An 18,311-nucleotide genomic window follows, 5' to 3' on the forward strand; every position below is an offset into this window, starting at 1 on the left:
GTCCCCTTGCTTTCTTACCATTTACTGCGGTTGTGGTACTTTTTTTAATTGTTTTTCGCGATTAGGTACGACTTCTTCTATTGATCGTCTCCTACCTCGAATAAAGAATGACAATATAAAGGCTGCTACTGACAGATAGGTTGCGACCATGAATGCATCATTAATCCCCATGACCGTTCCTCGATTAATAGCCAAGGCCATGTGAAGCTTATCGGTTGGCAAGATATGATTTTGGCTAATGATCGATTTAACGTGGTTTTCCCCCTGATTCGTCATGATCGAGACAAAAAAGGCCATTCCCACTGCTCCAGCCACCATTCTAAACGTATTAACCATAGCTGTACCGTATCGATTTAAACCAAGTCCCAAATCATTAAGGCCAGCTGTAAAGATTGGCATCATCAGGATTGACATTCCAAACATCCTAATTGTATAAACCCACAAAATGTAGGAAAAGTGGGTGTCAGTATGGAGTTTTGTCAGAGCATAGGTGGTAATAATGGTAATCGCTAAACCGATAATCGCTAACCATCTTGCTCCATATTTATCAAAAAGCTTTCCAGTGATCGGCGACATAATTCCCATCACGATCCCGCCCGGTAACAGCATGAATCCCGCTTCGAGCGGGCTAAAACCCCGGACATTTTGCATATAGATGGGCATTAGAATCATTCCTGAGAACATGGCCATCGTCACAAATACGTTAATAATAGTGGTTAAGGTAAACATCCGATATTTGAAAATCCGAAATTCTAAAATTGGATGATTAACAGTCAGCTGACGCCAAACAAACAGGATCAGACTGACAGCACCAATAATAAACAAGGTAACTACCTCCAGGTCACTCCAGCCCTTTGTACCTGCTGTAGCAAAACCATAAAGAATACCGCCAAATCCAATGGTTGATAAAATAACACCAAGGACATCCAGCTTAGGACGGCTCGTTTCTGTCACATTTTTCACAAGAAAAATAGCAATTAAAAGGTCTAAAAGTGCAATCGGGGCAATGATATAGAAGATGACACGCCATGAATACGTTTCAATAATCCACCCTGCCCAGGTTGGGCCTACAGCTGGAGCAAAGTTCATGGCAACACCAAAGATTCCCATCGCAAACCCGCGCCGCTCAAGTGGAAAGATGGTAAAAATGACGTTTGTAATTAATGGAAAAAGGATTCCCGCTCCTATTGCCTGCACAACCCGCGCAACTAACATCATGGGGAAGGTAGCCGCGGTCGCACATATTAAGGTTCCGACCGCAAAAACACCGATTGAAAATAAGAATAATTGCCTCGTTGTATATCTTTCCATTAAAAAGGCGGTAATCGGAATGACGATTCCGTTTGTTAACAGGAAGATGGTGCTCAACCAATTGGCTGTAACAGCAGATATTTTAAAGTAATCCATAATTTTAGGCAGAGCCACATTAATGACCGTTTGATTCAAAAATGCGACAAAGGCCCCGGCAAGCAAAACGGCAAAAATGGGTGTTGTCCGTAGCGTCTGAGTTGTTGCTTTTGTGGTGTCCAATTAAGAATTCCCCCTCACGTATTGTTTTATTTGTTTAGTATGTATTAAAGAAGAAGCACTGAAACATTTATTATGAAGTACAAATAATATAACGAACTTGCAAATGGGTTTTTTTTCAATGCATCCTATTATATATAGAAGACAGGCTATTTTGTCAAACTACTTGCATTAAACAAGTAAAAGCAGACCTTGTGCCTTCATGCAACTTTTTTCTTTCTTTAATTCCTGAACCGCTGCAAGATATGCTAGATTCTTATCTACAGTGATGTCATGCCCGCTACTGCGAGAATGTTAGATTAATAAAATGACTCTTTAAATAAAAGAACCTGCCTTGCTATAGCAGGCAGGTCACAGGAATCATTTAGCTTTTTAAAATATCTTCAATCCGATCCAGTTCCTCTTTAGTGAATGTAAGGTTGCTTAATGCTGCAACGTTTTCTTCAATTTGGCTTACTCGGCTTGCGCCGATAAGAGCTGAAGTCACCTTCCCACTTCTTAGGACCCAGGCAAGTGCCATCTGGGCAAGGTTTTGACCACGCTCTGCAGCCACTTCATTCAATTTTATAACTCGATTCACAACTTCTTCCGTAACTTGTTCCGTTCCAAGAGCTCCGGTAGATTTAGCAGCTCTGGAATCGGTTGGGATCCCCTTAAGATATTTATTCGTAAGAAGTCCCTGTGCTAATGGACAAAATGCAATCGATCCGACACCGTTTTCCTGTAAAACATCCTGTAATCCATCCTCAATCCAACGGTCCAGCATCGAATATTTTGGTTGATGAATGACAAGCGGTGTACCTAATCGATTCAAAATTTTAACCGCTTCTTCTGTTTGTTCTGCACTATAGCTTGAAATTCCAACATATAACGCTTTTCCTTGACGGACCATTGAATCTAATGCCCCCATCGTTTCTTCAAGCGGCGTGTTGGGATCAGGACGATGCGAATAGAAAATATCGACATAATCCAAGCCCATTCGTTTTAAGCTTTGGTCCAGACTCGCAATAAGATATTTCCTTGATCCCCATTCGCCATAAGGGCCCGGCCACATATCATACCCCGCTTTTGTGGAAATGATCATTTCATCCCGGTATGGGGCAAAATCTGTTTTTAGCATCCTGCCAAACATTTCTTCGGCTGAACCGGCAGGCGGGCCATAATTATTGGCTAAGTCAAAATGGGTAATGCCTAAATCGAATGCTCTTCTAAGCATGGCGCGTCCATTTTCATATGTATCAACACCGCCAAAATTATGCCATAACCCAAGTGAAATGGCTGGCAGCTGAAGACCGGAACGCCCGCTTCGATTGTATTTCATTTCATCATATCGAGTTTGTTTTGCTTGGTAAACCATGGTATCCACTCCTTTTTTATCACAAATAATATTTATTACGTATGAGAAACTATCAATTCACATTTCCCATCGATTTCAAATTCTCCCCATCCCACAGGAATGATAAGATGCGAGCCTTTTTTCAATCCATACTTCTCGCCATTATGATTAATTGTCCCCTCACCCTTAATCACGCTTAGAAGCAAATATTGATCAGGAAATGCAAATGTAGACTTCCCGCTTACCTCCCATTTATAAACGGAGAAAAACTCCGATTCCACAAACGTGGTAAACGCCAAATTTTCCGTCTCCAGCACGGAAGGAACACTCACAGCATCTTGATGCGGCACGGTTGTTACCTCAATGGCTTTTTCTAAGTGAAGATCACGCAAATTCCCTTCCGCATCCCTGCGGTCGTAATCGTAGACCCGGTAGGTTGTGTCCGAGCTTTGCTGTGTTTCTAAAACCACCGTTCCTTCACATAAGGCATGGATCGTTCCGCTTGGCACATAGAAAAAGTCACCTGGCTTAATTTTGACTCTGCGGAGTAATTCATTCCAATTTCCTGCATTAATTTGCTCGATTAATTCCTCTTTTGTTTTAGCGTTGTGGCCGAAAATCATGTCGGCATCTTCTTTACAGTCGATGATATACCAGCATTCCGTCTTTCCTAATTCTCCATTTTCATTGACCATTGCATACGAGTCATCCGGGTGAACCTGAACCGATAAATCCATATTCGCATCTAAAATTTTCGTTAATAGCGGAAATACCTCTTCCTTCGGGTTCCCAAAAAGCTCTGGATGCTTACTCCATAGCTCGTCCAACGCCATACCTTCATATGGTCCATTTTCAATAATTGAAGGTCCATTTGGATGGGCGGAAATAGCCCAGCATTCTCCCGTCTGATCGGTTGGAATATCGTATCCAAATTCCTTTTGTAATGCCGTTCCGCCCCAAATTCTTTCTTTAAATACCGGTTTTAAAAATAATGGTTGCATGTATATTTCCTCCATCAAACGATTTAATTCTCTTGAAATGCTTGATGTGCAAGCATCAGTGCTCCCGTAATCCCCGCATCATCACCTAAGCCGGGACTGACAATATAATCAGAAAGCTCAGGCAGCACCACATAATGGTTAACAAGTTCCGGCAAATATTTATAAATAGAAGAAAATACTTGTTCTTGCTTCATAACACCGCCGCCAAGGATAATCCTTTTCGGTGAAAGAATCAAAATATACTGCATGAGTGCCTGTGCAATATAGTATCCTTCCAAATCCCATACTTCAGCGCGTTCAACCAAATGAAAGCCTTTTTCACCCCAGCGCGCTTCAATCGCCGGACCGGCAGCAAGACCTTCCAGGCAATCATGATGATATGGGCACTTGCCTTGATACTCATCGTTTGGATGACGTCTTACGAGAATATGTCCCATTTCAGGATGTGTTAGTCCTTGAAGAAGTTTCCCTTGAACGATTGCTCCTGCTCCAATCCCTGTACCAACGGTTATGTACAAGCAGCTATCTAATCCCTTAGCCGCCCCGATGGTAGCTTCCCCCAACGCAGCTGCATTGACATCCGTATTGAAACCAATTGGAACAGAAAAAGCCGCTTTTAATGTTTGGACAAACGGGTAATCCTTCCAGCCTTTTTTAGGAGTAGAGGTAATATAACCGTAGGTCGGACTTTCCTTGTTCACATCGATCGGTCCGAACGAACCAATTCCAATTGCTTTTACAGGATATTTTTTAAAAAATTCAATTACGTTTGGAATGGTTTCCTCAGGTACTGTCGTTGGGAACTGAACTCGTTCAATAATTTTCCCGCTTTCATCTCCAACCGCACAAACAAACTTTGTCCCGCCTGCTTCAATGGCTCCTAACATCCACAAATCCCTCCCTGTTTTAACTATTAAAAATTGTACCATTTTCTCCGGGATCCAAATGATGAAGTTTTTAGTAACTAAACCTTAGCATCCGAATTTATCCATTAATTGCCTGTCTTATTAATAACCTTTAACAAACTTTTTGGTTTTTTCCAAACAAAATATAATGAAGGAACCATTAACACATACACAATCGGAAAGAGGCTGAATGAAACAGGTAAAAGCCGCTCAATATCAAAGTATTTTCTCATAGCTAAAAACAAAAAAACACCAATAATCCTTCCCAAGCCGAGTGGTATTTCACGAATAATGATATAATCCAAACGCTTTTCTTTATACTGTGGATCCATTTCAATCGATGCATAAATCATCGCATTCATTGACGTGTTAATCATATTCGAGGCAACAGGTTGAATGATACCAAAAATAATCAATGAGATTAATACTGGCAGGACCGACAGCAAAACAGATCCTAGTAAGATACTAACCGATCCGATAGCAAAAATGGCAATCCGATAATCAGGATTGGAAAACTTGGCGAGCACAACAAATGCCAGAATGGAAACAATTTCAGCGCCTGTATTAAAAACGCCCAAATTCATTTCTCCACCGGCTACTTTGAAGGTAATCATCGTAATTAAAAAGGTCGAGTACACGCCTGAAACAATCCCATCGGCAAACATAACAGGGTACATCTTTTTCCACTCATGCGTTGGATGCCTTACTACATCCCAAAAATAGCTTTTAAGAGCAATCGGTTCCCCTTTTATTTTTAAAGAAACTAAAAAAGTAATGAAAAAGAAAACAGACGTCGCGATAAAAACAATATAATACCCAATCATTCCATGGAATTGTGAAATCAACGTTCCGGCTAAAAGCGGAGCGATTACTCCTCCGATGGTATTTAAAATTCCTTGGATATAAAGAAATTGATCGCGCTTATCATTAGTGGTTAAGTCTAAAACGGCCATATGCACACCGACGTAGTACAAGCTCATTGCTAAGCCGTTTGTGCCGCCCAGCAGCATAATATGATCCCTTAAGGTGTCGTGAAAAATAAGGATGATTAAATAAGTAATCAGATAAAAAACAAAGCCCAATCGCATTGTAATCATCGGGCTAGTCTTCCTGGCTATCCACGAACAAAGCACAAAACAAATGATGATCGAAACGGACCAATACAAGCTGTAGTAGGCAAGCAATGAATAGGTTTTATCCATTTTCCACAGGAATACACTTTGAAACACACCGGACAAAGCCCCTCCAAAGCCAAAAAAGGTATTCATGAGCAAATAAAACTTCAATTCTGTGGAAAAAGATTTAAAAATAGCAAACATCGATTTTTCTCCTTTTGTAGAAAGAATCCGGCTCTAGTCCGACAACCTAATAAAGTAGGAAGTCATCTCCAGGCCGAAGACTTCTACAACTAGTGGATAATGATCCCTTTCGAAACCTTTAGGTCAGGATAGCTGGCCATTGCTTCCGGCAGTTCCTCTACCGAAAACCGATGCGAAATAAGCGACTGAACTTCCACTATTCTTTTCGCAATTAGTGAAATGGCTTCTTCCTGAGTATACGGGTTAATGAAAGAGCCTTTGATGGTAAGTTCCTTCGAAAAAATCTCAAATGGTGAAACTGAAATGGTTGTTTCCGGTGAGGCGACTCCAAAAAGTAACACTTGGCCGCCTTTTGCAGCTGATTTTACTGCAAGTTCCATACTTTCCGGCCTGCCCACACATTCAATCACTACGTCTGCCTCAAACTTAGAAGCATACATTGGATGGATAACTACATCTGCACCTAGCTTATAAAGAAGATGTTTCTTGTTTTCAGCAGGTTCACTGACAAGGATCGAATGGACATTTTGTTGTTTCACCAATTGTAAAAATAATTGTCCGATAAATCCGCCACCGATGATAAGTACCTTACTTAGAGAAGTCAGCTGAATTTTTTTAAATCCATGGAGGACACAGCCTAACGGCTCTACAAGTGCCGCCTCTTCATAGGTCATTTGATCTGGAATCTTGTAACAATTAGCAGCGGGTACTGTACAATACTCGCCCATGCCGCCATCTCTTGTTACGCCTACCGCCTGCAGATGGCTGCATAAATGAGCCCGGTTGCTGCGGCAATATTTGCATGTACCGCAATAAATGTTAGGATCAATCGAAACACGGTCGCCCTTTTGTACGTTTGAAACTTCCGCTCCCACTTCAACAATTTCACCTGCTAATTCATGCCCAAGAACAATGGGTGGCTGTACTTCGGCGGAACCGGGATGTCCATGATAAATATGCTGGTCGGTCCCACAAATGCCGCAGCTTTTCACCTTAACGATTACCTCATCAGGTGATGGTGAAGGATTTTTCCAATCCATTACTTCAATTTGCTTTGTTCCTTGTAAAACTGCCGATTTCATCCTCATCATCCCTCCGCCATAATGGTGTTTACACTGTTGATTGCCTTTACTCGCAACGATTTCCAAGGGATCTCTTTCCCCTCTGCTTGCTCAACCTTAATGATTTTTGTCTCATTAGCCAGCAAGTCAAAGAAATTATCCTCGATCACCAGCTGCTCGATATCGATTTCAATCGTTACCATCCGTGCTAGCACATTAGTTGAAATCGTCAGTTCCTGTTTCTCTCGATTAACCGTGACCTGCAATTCCGGCTCTCTCAAGTTCAAATCCTTGTGATCACGGAAATAATAAATATTTTCATAGGTTTTATTATTTTTTGAGCGAATAACCATAACAGCCTCTTCAGGAGGAAGTCCATTTAAAGCATCTTTTTCGAGAACTACATCTACTTGTTCTGCCACATTAGCCTGAACTGCAACATTCCAATGCTTTGAAAATACTTTTTCACCGTTAAAACCATATACGGCTAACTCAACTTCATCTTGATAGGTTTCTAATCGATCATTGACAACCCAAAGGTTAATATCCTTTCCCGGCTCATGGTCAATCGTCAACAACATCGGACTATAGAATTTTCTTGCGTAATGATAGGAAGCCTTTGGCAATAAGTAATAATCGATAACGGACCAGCTCGTACCCGGCCAGCAGTCATTTAGCTGCCAAAACAACGCCCCGCTTGTATGCGGCTTATTGCGGCGGTAATGTTCGATGCCAAACTTTAATCCTTCCGCTTGCGTTAACATCGAAAACGAAATGTACTCACCCAAATCCTTCGGAACTCCTGTGTAGCCTTCCATTAACAAAATTCCTTTTGGATGATGGATATCTTTATTGCGGTACGCCATCTCTTCGCTTCCCCAGAAAAACTGATCCTTAGGGATATTTCGTTCTAACGTATAGCGGTTAGAGGAGGCATGCATGCCAAACTCACTGGCAAAGAGTGTGGTATCATTTTTAAAATTTTTAAATGAAAGACCCTCGATACTGTAATCCACTTTCTGCGGTTCTCCAAATGTCCGTGGCTCAATATTCCCGTGCCATACCTGCCAATTATGGGTGTCACCCTGTTCCCTCGAGTTGTGGTCATTCCCGCCAAACGGAGAGCTCGGCCAAAACAGCCGTGTTGGGTCTAGTTCTTCTAAAATTTCCGGCATTAATTCATGGTATATTTTTTCACCGTAATAAGGATGAGTAATTTCCCCTGAAGAAAACAAGGCTTCATAGAGCCAATCATTCTCATTGTTTCCGCACCATATCGCCAGACAAGGATGGTTCCTTAAGCGTTTCACCACGTGGACCACTTCTTCTCTGACGTTAGCCATAAAGTTTTTATTGTAATCAGGATACAAGGCGCAGGAGAACATAAAATCCTGCCAAACCAAGATTCCAAGACGATTACACTCTTCATAGAACACATCTTTTTCATAGATGCCGCCGCCCCAGACGCGAAGCATATTCATATTGGCGTCTTTAGACATCTTGATTAAATGCTTGTAGCGAGAATCAGGTACTGCTCCAATGAAACTATCAATGGGAATCCAATTGGCACCTTTCGCAAACACCTTTTCGCCATTTAGGACAAAGGTAAAACAATGATTTCCGGCTTCATCTGTTCGGAGTACTTCAATCGTGCGGATTCCAAAGCTTTCCTGTTGCTCATCAATCTTTTCACCATCAGCAAACAATTCGATGGATAGTTGATAAAGATGCGGAGTCCCTATATCATGTGTCCACCATAGCTTTGGATTGGCCACCACTACTGTTGCGGTTGCATTTTTGCGACTAATTTCTACTTTAGTTGAAAAACTTTCTTCTCCATAAGATAGACTAATAGCTGCCTCATATGCTTTATCTTTTTGATACGTTTCGATTGCAAGATCCACTTCGACCATCGCTTTGTCAGGAGAGATAGAGATCGTTTTAGCAAAGACAGAATCGATTTTGGCAAATGTCCGTTTTTGTAAATGGACATCCTTCCAAATCCCTGCAGCCACTAAGCGCGGACCCCAATCCCAACCATAATGACTTTGGGCTTTTCGTGTCCAAATCCGTTTCTTGCTAAAACCGGACCAGTAATATTGAACCTTCTCACCAACATGAACATGGATTGGATCAAATTTAACTGCCAGCGTATTTTTCCCTTGTCTCAGCTCCCGCGTCACGTCAAAATGATGAGCAATAAACATATTCTCAGTTGAACCGAGCTCAACACCATTTAGGTAAACCGTTGCAAACGTATCAAGTCCCCCAAAAATCAACTCATATCGATCTTCTTTGTTTCGCTCATCAGGGAATTCAAATGTGTTTCGATACCACCATACCTTTTCCTCTACCCACTGGCATTTCAAATCATTGTGTCCGTAAAAGGGATCTTCGATCAGTTTTCGGTCAATCAAGGTGGAATGAACATCACCCGGTACAGCTGCTGTCATCCAAAAATAATCAATATACTCAGGAGACGCCACTTCAAGGTCACGCACTGCCCCAACATCAAAATGTTTAATTTTCCAGTTTCCATTCAATTTCATTGAAATGTCTCCTGCCTTGTTTATTAAAAAATAAAAGCAAAGGCCAAAATCGCAAACATGATTTTGGCACTACAAAAGTTCTTTATTTAATATACGTCAACGAATCTAAGATTTCTTGCAGGCTTAATTCAGCACAGGCCATCGAGGTATCTGCAACACCATAGAACATTTTGACAACATCGCCTTCCACAACAGCACCGCAGGAAAAGACAACATTACCGAAGAACCCCTCTACTTCATATGAAGCTTCAGGTTCTAAAATTGGTTTGTCTGAACGAGCAATAACCTTCGTTGGATTTTCTAAGTCTAGTAAAACGGCACCCATACAATAGCGGTGATCCGTAGTCGCACCATGGTAAAGCTCGAGCCAGCCTTTTTCCGTTTTAAATGGAACAGCCCCTCCGCCCATACGTGCACTGTCCCACATACCTGGACGTAAACCTAATAAATGCTTGTGATTTCCCCAGTGTAATAGATTGGTAGATTCAGCAATCCACATTTCCGGCTCCCCTACACTTTTTGGAACAGGACGGTGGATGGCATAATATTTTCCATTTATTTTTTCAGGGAAAATTAATACGTCTTTATTTTCGGGTGCAAAAATCATCCCATGATGCTCTGTTGTGACAAATTCTTTTGTGGAAACCATCGATTCACCAACACCAACAGGTGAAACGGCGCTAAAATAGATATAAAATGTATCTTCTATTTTTGTAATGCGCGGGTCTTCAATCCCGAAGGTTTCTAATTCATTGGATGGGTAAACAAAAGGTTTTTCATCAATCGAAAAATGATGGCCGCCATCCTTGCTGCGTGCAATCCTTAGGTATGCTAATGAGGTTAAATACTCAAAACCCTGTGTATCCCCATTTTTTCGAATCACGCGAGGATCTGAAAAATCGTAAGCAGAATCATCTAAACGAAATTCTAAAATCTCAAGTTCATTTGATTGCGGATTATAAATAGGTGCTTTTATTACATTAGGATCTTCACTGATCGGGCGTTCCGCAACACGAAGAAGCATGATAATTTCATCGTTATAGGTGGTAACTCCGGCATTAAATGCACCAATGACTTCAAAATCGGATCGATGAGGCAACACATCTGCCGGAGTGACTAATGGGTTCTCTTCATATCTATATACGTTCATTTTGATTACTCCCTTTTTATTAGATTGAGCGGACATCCTTAATTCAGGAATGCCCCAAATAAAGCGTGGCTTGCTGTTGTTTCAGGTTCAAATTACCGCTCGTATTGTAAAAACGGATCTACAATCGTAATCTTTTGCGCTTCAGCATCACTAATCCCCGCATAAATAACGGCTTTGCCATCAGAACCACGAACCAATCCGCCACTAAACACGACATCAATTAAGTCCGGTCGTTTCGATGGTCCCGGCAGGAACTGACTTCTTGTTGCGATTAACTCGATATCGGAAAATTCACCTGTTTCAGGATTAAGCGCAAATACCATAGGATAGTAATGACGATTTCCTTCATTATCAAAAGATGCGACATGGCCTAATACACCCACCAGGCCATTTGCCAGCAAATGCGCCTCGTTTGCGCCGCCCCACTCATCCTCAATAAACTGACCTTCCAGCAACGGTGCTTCATTAATTACCTCAATCGTCAATTCCGATAACGAAGAAATGCGCGTCCAGCCAATTTTCCCGCGACCGCCTTTTTCACCCTGCGGCCGTGTTAATACCCCGATGCTGCCATCCTTTAACTCCACAAGGCGAAGATCTTTCATCCCGTCCGGTCCCTTAGCAAATTCCTGCAATTCAGAAATAGTTGTACCCTTGTAGAAGACTGTTCGCCAGCCAAGTGCTCCTTCAAGTGTTGGATGCGGGAAAATCTGCACTCCGCCAAGAACTAATTCGCCGGCAATTTTTGTGAAAAAAGGATCCTGCAATTCAAGCACAGGGGCACCCGCACGTGGAACCCACTCGCCATTTTGCTTAACAAAGAAGTAAACATTGGAGTGCTCACTGTCACGAGACTCAACTCGTCCTGCAATGACAAGCTCCCCCTCATCCTCAAACGGAGCTGAAATATTATAGACATCCTGTTCACCAATACCTGAAAAAACAATTTTTTCAGGATTGGCTGGCTTTGATTTTGAAGCGAATTCCGCTAAAAGCTGTTCACACGTTTTTACATTACCTTTCGTTAAGACGGTCATATTCCCGTATCCTCCTTTAGAATCATGGCTTCATTTGCCAAAATCGTTAGCATCCTTCCACTCTCAAGGGACGTTCGCTTTGTCGACAGCAGCAATTTCACATCCGAACGAACCTCAAGCCTTCGTGGTTTATCAGTAAAGTTCAATACAATCCGTATTTTTCCACTATCGTCTGTTCTCACAAAGTAGACCAGCCCAGCTTCATTTCCTAAAATTTGATACTCACCTAACCGTAGTGCTGAATGTTCTTTCCGCAATTTTAGTAAGCTTTTATAAAAAGACAACATCGAATCAGGGTCACTTTGCTGGTCTGCAACATTCACGTCATAAGCACCTTCCGGAATCGTAATCCAAGGATTTCCCTCCGAAAAACCGACATTCATATCAGAATTCCATTGCATCGGCGTCCGCGACTTATCACGGCTTTTTTCATTCGCGGCTGCTAATGCTTGCTCATGAGATTGACCGGAGTGCAATGCCAGCTTATAGCCCATCAATCCTTGAACATCCTTCATTTTCTCGATTTTATCGGTCACCCAATCTCGCATGCCAATTTCATCGCCATAATAAATGAACGGAACACCCTTTGCCGTCAGCATGAAAGCAGCAACAAGCTTCGCCCGCTCCTCATCATCCCCAAATCGTGAAATAAAGCGTGACATATCATGACTTGAAAAGAACAGGGTTGGAATTTGATCTCGAGAATAAGCCTGCTCCGTTTCTACTAATCCTCTAAAGAGACGATCAATATCAAACTCTCCAATACTTCCAATATTAAAATTAAACACAATATCCAACAGCCCCGGACCCGAATAGCGCTTCAGGATCTCCAGCTCTTCAGAACCCACCTCACCAACAAGGAATTTATCAGGATATTGATGCACAAAAGCGGCAATTTCTTCAATAATCGTTAAAATACCTTCTTGGTCTTTATCGTACAGATGGTTTTGTTCCTTTTTATCAACATCATAAGGATTGTTTTGAAACACATCATTTACCTTTAAAAAATTGATAACATCCAACCGGAAGCCATCGACTCCCTTTTCGAGCCAAAACTTCATAACATCGAACATAGCAGCTTTTACTTCAGGATTTGCCCAATTTAAATCCACCTGTTCCTTGGCGAAGGCATGGTAATAATATTGGTTTGTTGCCGCATCATATTCCCATGCCGAGCCGCCAAAGAACGATTCCCAATTGTTCGGTTCATCTCTCCAAATATACCAATCACGTTTCGGATGATCCTTTGCTGACTTTGACTCTAGAAACCACGGATGCTCCGAAGAAGTGTGGTTCAGCACCAAATCAGCGATTACACGAATCCCGCGCTGATGCGCTTCATCAATAAACAGTTCAAAATCCTTCATCGTTCCATAATCGGAATCAATATGATAATAATCGGCAATATCATAGCCGTTATCGACCTTTGGCGACGGATAAAAGGGTGTTAGCCATATCCCATCTATTCCCAATTTTTTTAAATAATCGAGCTTTGAGGTGACCCCGGCAAAATCGCCGATTCCATCTCCATTTCCGTCTTTAAAACTCGGCATATAGATTTCATAAAAAACCGATTGGTTCCACCATTTTCCCATTGTAAAAGGACTCCCAGCTTCTATTATTTAAGGGTAAACTGCATACCTTCTTGAAACTTCTTCGAGAAAATCAAGAAAATAATAATGATCGGAAGTGTTAGTAACACAGATGCTGCATACATCGGACCTGGATATCCGCCATATGGACCGAACATTTGCGATAACAGAACGTTTAGCGTTAGCATACCATCGCTCTTTGTTACCAACATGTCCCATAAGAGTTCTGTCCATCTTTCCATAAATAGAAACAAGAAAATAACAGTAGTAATCGATTTAGACATTGGCAGGACGATTTTGAACATAATTTGCAAATCACTTGCACCATCTAATTTTGCTGCTTCAATAAACGTATCCGGTATCGCTTTGAAAAAGTTCGTATACATAAATACAGCCCATAAACTAAGTGCTTTTGGCAAAATCATTCCCCAATAAGAGTCATACATTCCTATTTTTTGAATGACAAGGAACGTAGGAATTAACAAAATGATTGCTGGAAAAAACATTTGAAACAAGATAACATTGTTAACGGTATCCCTTCCTTTAAACGGAATTTTCGCAAGCGCATAGGCAACCATAACCCCAGTGACCATCATCAATAGAGTAGAGCTTGCCGAAACAAAAAAGCTGTTAAAAAAGGCATGAATCCATGGCCTTGGGATAACTGATTGCCCTCCACCCAACAGCCATTGATAGGATTTCAAGGTAAAGTGGGTCGGAATTAATGTCTTATCCACTTGGTCCCATGCAGCAAAGGAACTTAACACCATATATAGATAAGGGAAAATCATAATCAGTAAGAGAACGATCGCAATGAGGTAGCGAAAAAACAATCCCTTTTTCTTAGGTCCAACCATTTCGTTTCCCCCACAATTCTAAGAGTTTTCGAATGATAAAAATTGAAATAAACGTCACAATGGAAGCAATAATCGCAACTGCAGAAGCATAACCCGCTTGCAGATTGGTAAATGCCCGGGTGAAAATCTCCATTTGCCACGTATTGGTTGCAAAATTCGGCCCCCCACCGGTTAATTGATAAACCTCTGTAAAAATACCAAATGTCACACCGATTGATAAAATTAACACCGTATATAACGCGGGATAAAGAAGCGGGAACGTAATTTTCCAAAAACGCTGCCAAGGAGTTACGCCATCGATCATCGCAGCCTCATATATTTCCTTACTAATACTTTCAAAACCTGATGTTAGAATCAGTGCATAATACCCTGTGAATTTCCAGGCGATAATCATGGCGACGACAAAGAGTGCGGCAAACGGTGTCCCTAGCCAGTTAATATCTAAACCAAGAGATTTTCGCAAAAACTCATTAATCGGACTGTTGTAGGCTAAAATCCCTTTCACGATAAGCGACGATACTACCCCTGATGCTAAATAGGGAAGGAAAAATCCGATTAAAAATAACCCTTTAAATTTTGGTAATCCATGGATGATTAAGGCAACGATAATTGATGATGCAATAACCAAAGGGACAAATACAGCCATAAATTTAAATGAGACAAAAAAGGCTGCTTGTACTCCCGGACTTTGAAAAGCCTGAATATAATTAGCAAAACCTTTGAAATTAAAGGTTGGCGAGATTAAGTTCCAATCAGTAAACGATAAGAAAAGTGACCACACAAGCGGTATTAGAAAGAAAACGAGCGCATATATAAGATAAGGACTGGCAAAAAGCCAGCCCAACCTCCCTTGTTTCGTTCCCATTATTTGAGAGCCCCCTCAATGGCCTTCTGCATATCAGTCCATGCAGCTTTCGGATCTTTTTCACCCTTAACAACTGGATTGAATGCCTGTTGACCGATGAATGTTTGAAGATCATTATATTTCGCGTTATCCATTGGCGGAATACCATTTGGAACGGCTGCAGCATACGGTTGTAATGCAGGGTTTTTATCAAAGAACGCCTTGAATGTATCGTTTGTTGATAAATCATCACGAGCTGGTGGTAAGCTTGTTTTTTCAAGCCATGTCAAATCATTTTTAGGATTTGAGTATACCCAGTTAATGAATGTCATTGCTGCTTTTTGTTGTGCTTTTGTTGCAGAAGCGTAAATTACTAAACCTTTTGTATCAGCAAACGTATGAACCTTTGTAGTATCCACACCGTCTGGAACTGGAGGCGGTGTTAATGTATAGGTTTCGTTATATTTCATGTTCGGGAATTTATCTGCCCAGTAAGGAATAGTCCAAGGTCCAACATCTACGAAAATTCCTAATCCACTTTCAAACGGATCTTGAGATTGTCTTGTTAATAATGCATTATCTTTACGAAGATCATTCACTAAGCCAAGAACTTGTTCTCCTGCTCTTTGATCGCCTGTAAATTTACTGCCTTCAACGAATTTATTCCCGTTGGATGCTGCATCATACAACATAAAGAAGTCAAACCATCTTTTCCAAGCTGTTGGGTCAGCAAGATCCGCCTTTGCCCACACATATTTGTCAGGGAATTTTGCTTTTAATTTCTTCGCCACATCTAACATTTCACTATATGTTTTTGGCGGCTCGTTATAGCCAAGCTGTTTTAAGATATCAAGTCTCCAGCCAAACAACATCGCATTGGAGTAGATTGGTAATACATATTGGTGGCCGTCCGCGAATTGCCAGCCCTTCATCGTATTGGTCATATTACGGCTTTGTTTTACTTTATCAAATCCAGCCACCGTATCTAATGGTACAAGTGCTTTACTATCCGCTAATTGAGCGGCGAAACCACGGTTAATATTTTCAGACATGGTAGGTGCACTTCCACCGGCAATTGCTGATTGGATACTTGCTTCAGATGTCGGACTTTCCTTCATCGGACTAACATTCACTTTGATGGTAGGATTGGCTTTATCGAACTCGTCCGCCATTTGCTTCCAATAAACTTGCTGTGTCGGGTTTGGAGCAGCCCAGAATTCAATCGTTGTTACCCCGCTTTTTGAACTGGAAGTTTTTGCATCATTATTACCAGTTGAGCAAGCAGCAAGCCCGCCAAGGGTAAGTGAAGCTGCAAACATAACTGACGCCACTTTTTTTATTTTCATCCTATTTCCCTCCAATTTTTAATATCATTTCCATACATACAAATGAAGATGTATATCCTTAATAAAAGGTATTCTATAAAACTACTATTCTAATAGAAAAAAATGAATTACCCATGCTGTCATAATTTAAATCATTGGCAGCGCTATCATTACCTTTTAAAAAAAAGTAAAATACTAATTGTAATGACTAGTTAAAAATGGTTAATGTGCCTAAACCCCTCATTTCTAAACAGGATATATACCATTACAAATATCTTTGTAATGTATCATTTAACATTACATCAACATTATTGCACCTTATTTTTGTAATGTCAAACATTATTTTAAGAAGAATTTACAAAACAAATACAATATTTACATAACAATCCTTTCGAATCACTATTGTAATATTAATTTTGTAACGTTACAATGTAATTACAATTAATTTAGATTTACTTAACCTTAAAGCTAATCGATAAAGGGAGAACGTTTATATATGGAAAAGAAAATTTCAATGCAGGATATAGCGGACCGGCTAAATATCTCGAAAAACTCTGTTTCTCAAGCATTGTCCGGAAAACCTGGGGTAAGCGAAGAGACAAGGCGGCTAGTACAGAAAGCTGCGGATGAATTAGGTTATCAATACCAAACGAATCGTAAACAAAAGCAGGCAGAAACAAACGCACCTAGAAATATCGCGTTAATCGCCTCTGAATATGCTTTTTCACTTAAAAGCTTTTTCGGCGAAATTTACTTAAGTGTTGAAAAAGAACTTAGGGATCGCGGCATGAGTTTATTTATTGAATCGATTAATGATGATTCAAAAAGGGATTTGATATTACCTGCCTTGCTAACCAATTATGACATTGATGGGATCTTAATTTTATCTCATATAAGCACCGATTATATAGCAAAAATCATCAATACAGGAATCCCTACTGTCTTAATTGATCATCATTCACCCTATCTTCAGGCTGATTCGATCTTAACTAATAACCGTTTTGGGGCTTATATGGCTGTAGAACATCTAATCCAATTAGGACATCGTGAAATTGCCTTTGTTGGGGACATCGACTTTTCCCCTAGCTATCAAGAAAGATTAGATGGTTACTTACTAGCTTTAAAAAAATATGGAATTCAGCCAAACCAAGATTTTATCTTTTCAAACGCACAGGAAACTCAAGAACAAATCTCGATGCTAATCGAAACTCTCCCTGCAAAACCTACCGCATGGTTTTGTGTGAATGATGGTCATGGTTTCCTTGTTACAACCGTATTGCAGCAAAAGGGCTTTAAAGTACCTGAAGAGGTTTCTGTATGTAACTTTGACAATGGACAATTATCGCAAATTGCCACTCCGAAGATTACTACAATGAACATTGATCTAGCCTATTTTGGTAACAAAGCAGTAGAACAGCTTTGTTGGAGAATAGAGAATATAGAGGAACCGGTTCATGAAATTCTTTTACCCACCCAGTTAATTATTAGAGAGTCTACTGCGGAAAGAAAAAACTTAAATGAATAGGAATACGCCGAGCTTACTTTTGCAAAAAAGTAGGCTTTTTTTATTTGTAATTTGCTTACTTTCGCCTACTTGAATGTCTTTTAAGCAAACAAAAGGCCGATTGACTAATAAGTGTCATGGTTGAAGCATTTATTAGCCATGCTTTCCTTTTTAATAATAACGAATATTCAACTAGTAATGTTATAAAAGATATGTAACGTTACAAGTTAGTATGTATCTACTCCTTTTATTACAATCATTTTACGTTTCCCGAATATTCAAAAAGTAAATTGACTTTATAATT

General features: G+C 40.6%; 14 protein-coding genes. 1 reads left to right on the forward strand and 13 read right to left on the reverse strand.

Going from position 1 to position 18,311, the window contains the following annotated elements:
- Positions 1–21: 21 nt before the first annotated feature.
- The 13 genes from J2S10_RS11895 to J2S10_RS11955 form a co-directional block, all read right to left on the reverse strand.
- Positions 22–1,530, reverse strand: coding sequence for a DHA2 family efflux MFS transporter permease subunit (locus J2S10_RS11895; protein WP_307407923.1), 1,509 nt, complete (start codon positions 1,528–1,530; stop codon positions 22–24).
- Between the two features lie 361 nt (positions 1,531–1,891).
- Positions 1,892–2,884, reverse strand: a complete 993-nt coding sequence (mgrA, locus tag J2S10_RS11900; protein WP_307407925.1) for an L-glyceraldehyde 3-phosphate reductase — start codon at positions 2,882–2,884, stop codon at positions 1,892–1,894.
- Between the two features lie 35 nt (positions 2,885–2,919).
- Positions 2,920–3,870, reverse strand: a complete 951-nt coding sequence (manA, locus tag J2S10_RS11905) for a mannose-6-phosphate isomerase, class I (protein ID WP_307408136.1) — start codon at positions 3,868–3,870, stop codon at positions 2,920–2,922.
- A gap of 17 nt (positions 3,871–3,887) precedes the next feature.
- A complete protein-coding gene (locus J2S10_RS11910) occupies positions 3,888–4,751 on the reverse strand; it encodes an ROK family protein (protein ID WP_307407927.1) in 864 nt (287 codons plus the stop codon).
- A 104-nt stretch (positions 4,752–4,855) separates the two neighbouring features.
- Positions 4,856–6,088, reverse strand: coding sequence for an MFS transporter (locus J2S10_RS11915; RefSeq protein ID WP_307407929.1), 1,233 nt, complete (start codon positions 6,086–6,088; stop codon positions 4,856–4,858).
- Between the two features lie 89 nt (positions 6,089–6,177).
- Positions 6,178–7,236: a zinc-dependent alcohol dehydrogenase family protein gene (locus J2S10_RS11920; RefSeq protein WP_307407932.1), complete on the reverse strand. Its 1,059-nt coding sequence runs from the start codon at positions 7,234–7,236 to the stop codon at positions 6,178–6,180.
- Entirely contained in the window at positions 7,176–9,698 is a 2,523-nt protein-coding gene (locus tag J2S10_RS11925; protein ID WP_307407934.1) for a beta-mannosidase, read from the reverse strand. The genes J2S10_RS11920 and J2S10_RS11925 overlap by 61 nt, the downstream gene beginning before the upstream one ends.
- Positions 9,699–9,780: 82 nt before the next feature.
- Positions 9,781–10,848 carry a BtaManbiosPhlase gene (locus tag J2S10_RS11930; RefSeq protein WP_307407937.1) on the reverse strand — a complete coding sequence of 356 codons (1,068 nt, stop codon included), beginning with the start codon at positions 10,846–10,848 and terminating at the stop codon, positions 9,781–9,783.
- A 92-nt stretch (positions 10,849–10,940) separates the two neighbouring features.
- On the reverse strand, positions 10,941–11,885 hold the full coding sequence (locus J2S10_RS11935) for an MTP-1 family protein (protein WP_307407939.1): 945 nt from the start codon (positions 11,883–11,885) through the stop codon (positions 10,941–10,943).
- On the reverse strand, positions 11,882–13,480 hold the full coding sequence (locus J2S10_RS11940; RefSeq protein ID WP_307407941.1) for an alpha-glucosidase: 1,599 nt from the start codon (positions 13,478–13,480) through the stop codon (positions 11,882–11,884). The genes J2S10_RS11935 and J2S10_RS11940 overlap by 4 nt, the downstream gene beginning before the upstream one ends.
- A gap of 23 nt (positions 13,481–13,503) precedes the next feature.
- Positions 13,504–14,334: a carbohydrate ABC transporter permease gene (locus J2S10_RS11945; RefSeq protein WP_307407943.1), complete on the reverse strand. Its 831-nt coding sequence runs from the start codon at positions 14,332–14,334 to the stop codon at positions 13,504–13,506.
- Positions 14,321–15,199 (reverse strand): carbohydrate ABC transporter permease, encoded by an 879-nt coding sequence (locus J2S10_RS11950; RefSeq protein WP_307407945.1) that lies wholly within the window; start codon positions 15,197–15,199, stop codon positions 14,321–14,323. Before J2S10_RS11950 ends, J2S10_RS11945 begins: the two co-directional genes overlap by 14 nt.
- A complete protein-coding gene (locus tag J2S10_RS11955; protein ID WP_307407947.1) occupies positions 15,199–16,524 on the reverse strand; it encodes an extracellular solute-binding protein in 1,326 nt (441 codons plus the stop codon). Before J2S10_RS11955 ends, J2S10_RS11950 begins: the two co-directional genes overlap by 1 nt.
- A 475-nt stretch (positions 16,525–16,999) precedes the next feature.
- On the opposite strand from J2S10_RS11955, the gene J2S10_RS11960 reads away from it, so the two are divergent.
- On the forward strand, positions 17,000–18,028 hold the full coding sequence (locus J2S10_RS11960; RefSeq protein WP_307407949.1) for a LacI family DNA-binding transcriptional regulator: 1,029 nt from the start codon (positions 17,000–17,002) through the stop codon (positions 18,026–18,028).
- The last annotated feature ends 283 nt before the right edge of the window (positions 18,029–18,311 follow it).

Source organism: Neobacillus ginsengisoli (genome assembly GCF_030813055.1).

Coding starts and splice junctions, on each gene's coding strand:
- mgrA (WP_307407925.1), bottom strand. CDS start 2,884: ATGGTTTACCAAGCAAAACAAACTCGATATGATGAAATGAAATACAAT.
- J2S10_RS11910 (WP_307407927.1), bottom strand. CDS start 4,751: ATGTTAGGAGCCATTGAAGCAGGCGGGACAAAGTTTGTTTGTGCGGTT.
- J2S10_RS11915 (WP_307407929.1), bottom strand. CDS start 6,088: ATGTTTGCTATTTTTAAATCTTTTTCCACAGAATTGAAGTTTTATTTG.
- J2S10_RS11925 (WP_307407934.1), bottom strand. CDS start 9,698: ATGAAATTGAATGGAAACTGGAAAATTAAACATTTTGATGTTGGGGCA.
- J2S10_RS11930 (WP_307407937.1), bottom strand. CDS start 10,848: ATGAACGTATATAGATATGAAGAGAACCCATTAGTCACTCCGGCAGAT.
- J2S10_RS11935 (WP_307407939.1), bottom strand. CDS start 11,885: ATGACCGTCTTAACGAAAGGTAATGTAAAAACGTGTGAACAGCTTTTA.
- J2S10_RS11940 (WP_307407941.1), bottom strand. CDS start 13,480: ATGGGAAAATGGTGGAACCAATCGGTTTTTTATGAAATCTATATGCCG.
- J2S10_RS11945 (WP_307407943.1), bottom strand. CDS start 14,334: ATGGTTGGACCTAAGAAAAAGGGATTGTTTTTTCGCTACCTCATTGCG.
- J2S10_RS11950 (WP_307407945.1), bottom strand. CDS start 15,199: ATGGGAACGAAACAAGGGAGGTTGGGCTGGCTTTTTGCCAGTCCTTAT.
- J2S10_RS11955 (WP_307407947.1), bottom strand. CDS start 16,524: ATGAAAATAAAAAAAGTGGCGTCAGTTATGTTTGCAGCTTCACTTACC.
- J2S10_RS11960 (WP_307407949.1), top strand. CDS start 17,000: ATGGAAAAGAAAATTTCAATGCAGGATATAGCGGACCGGCTAAATATC.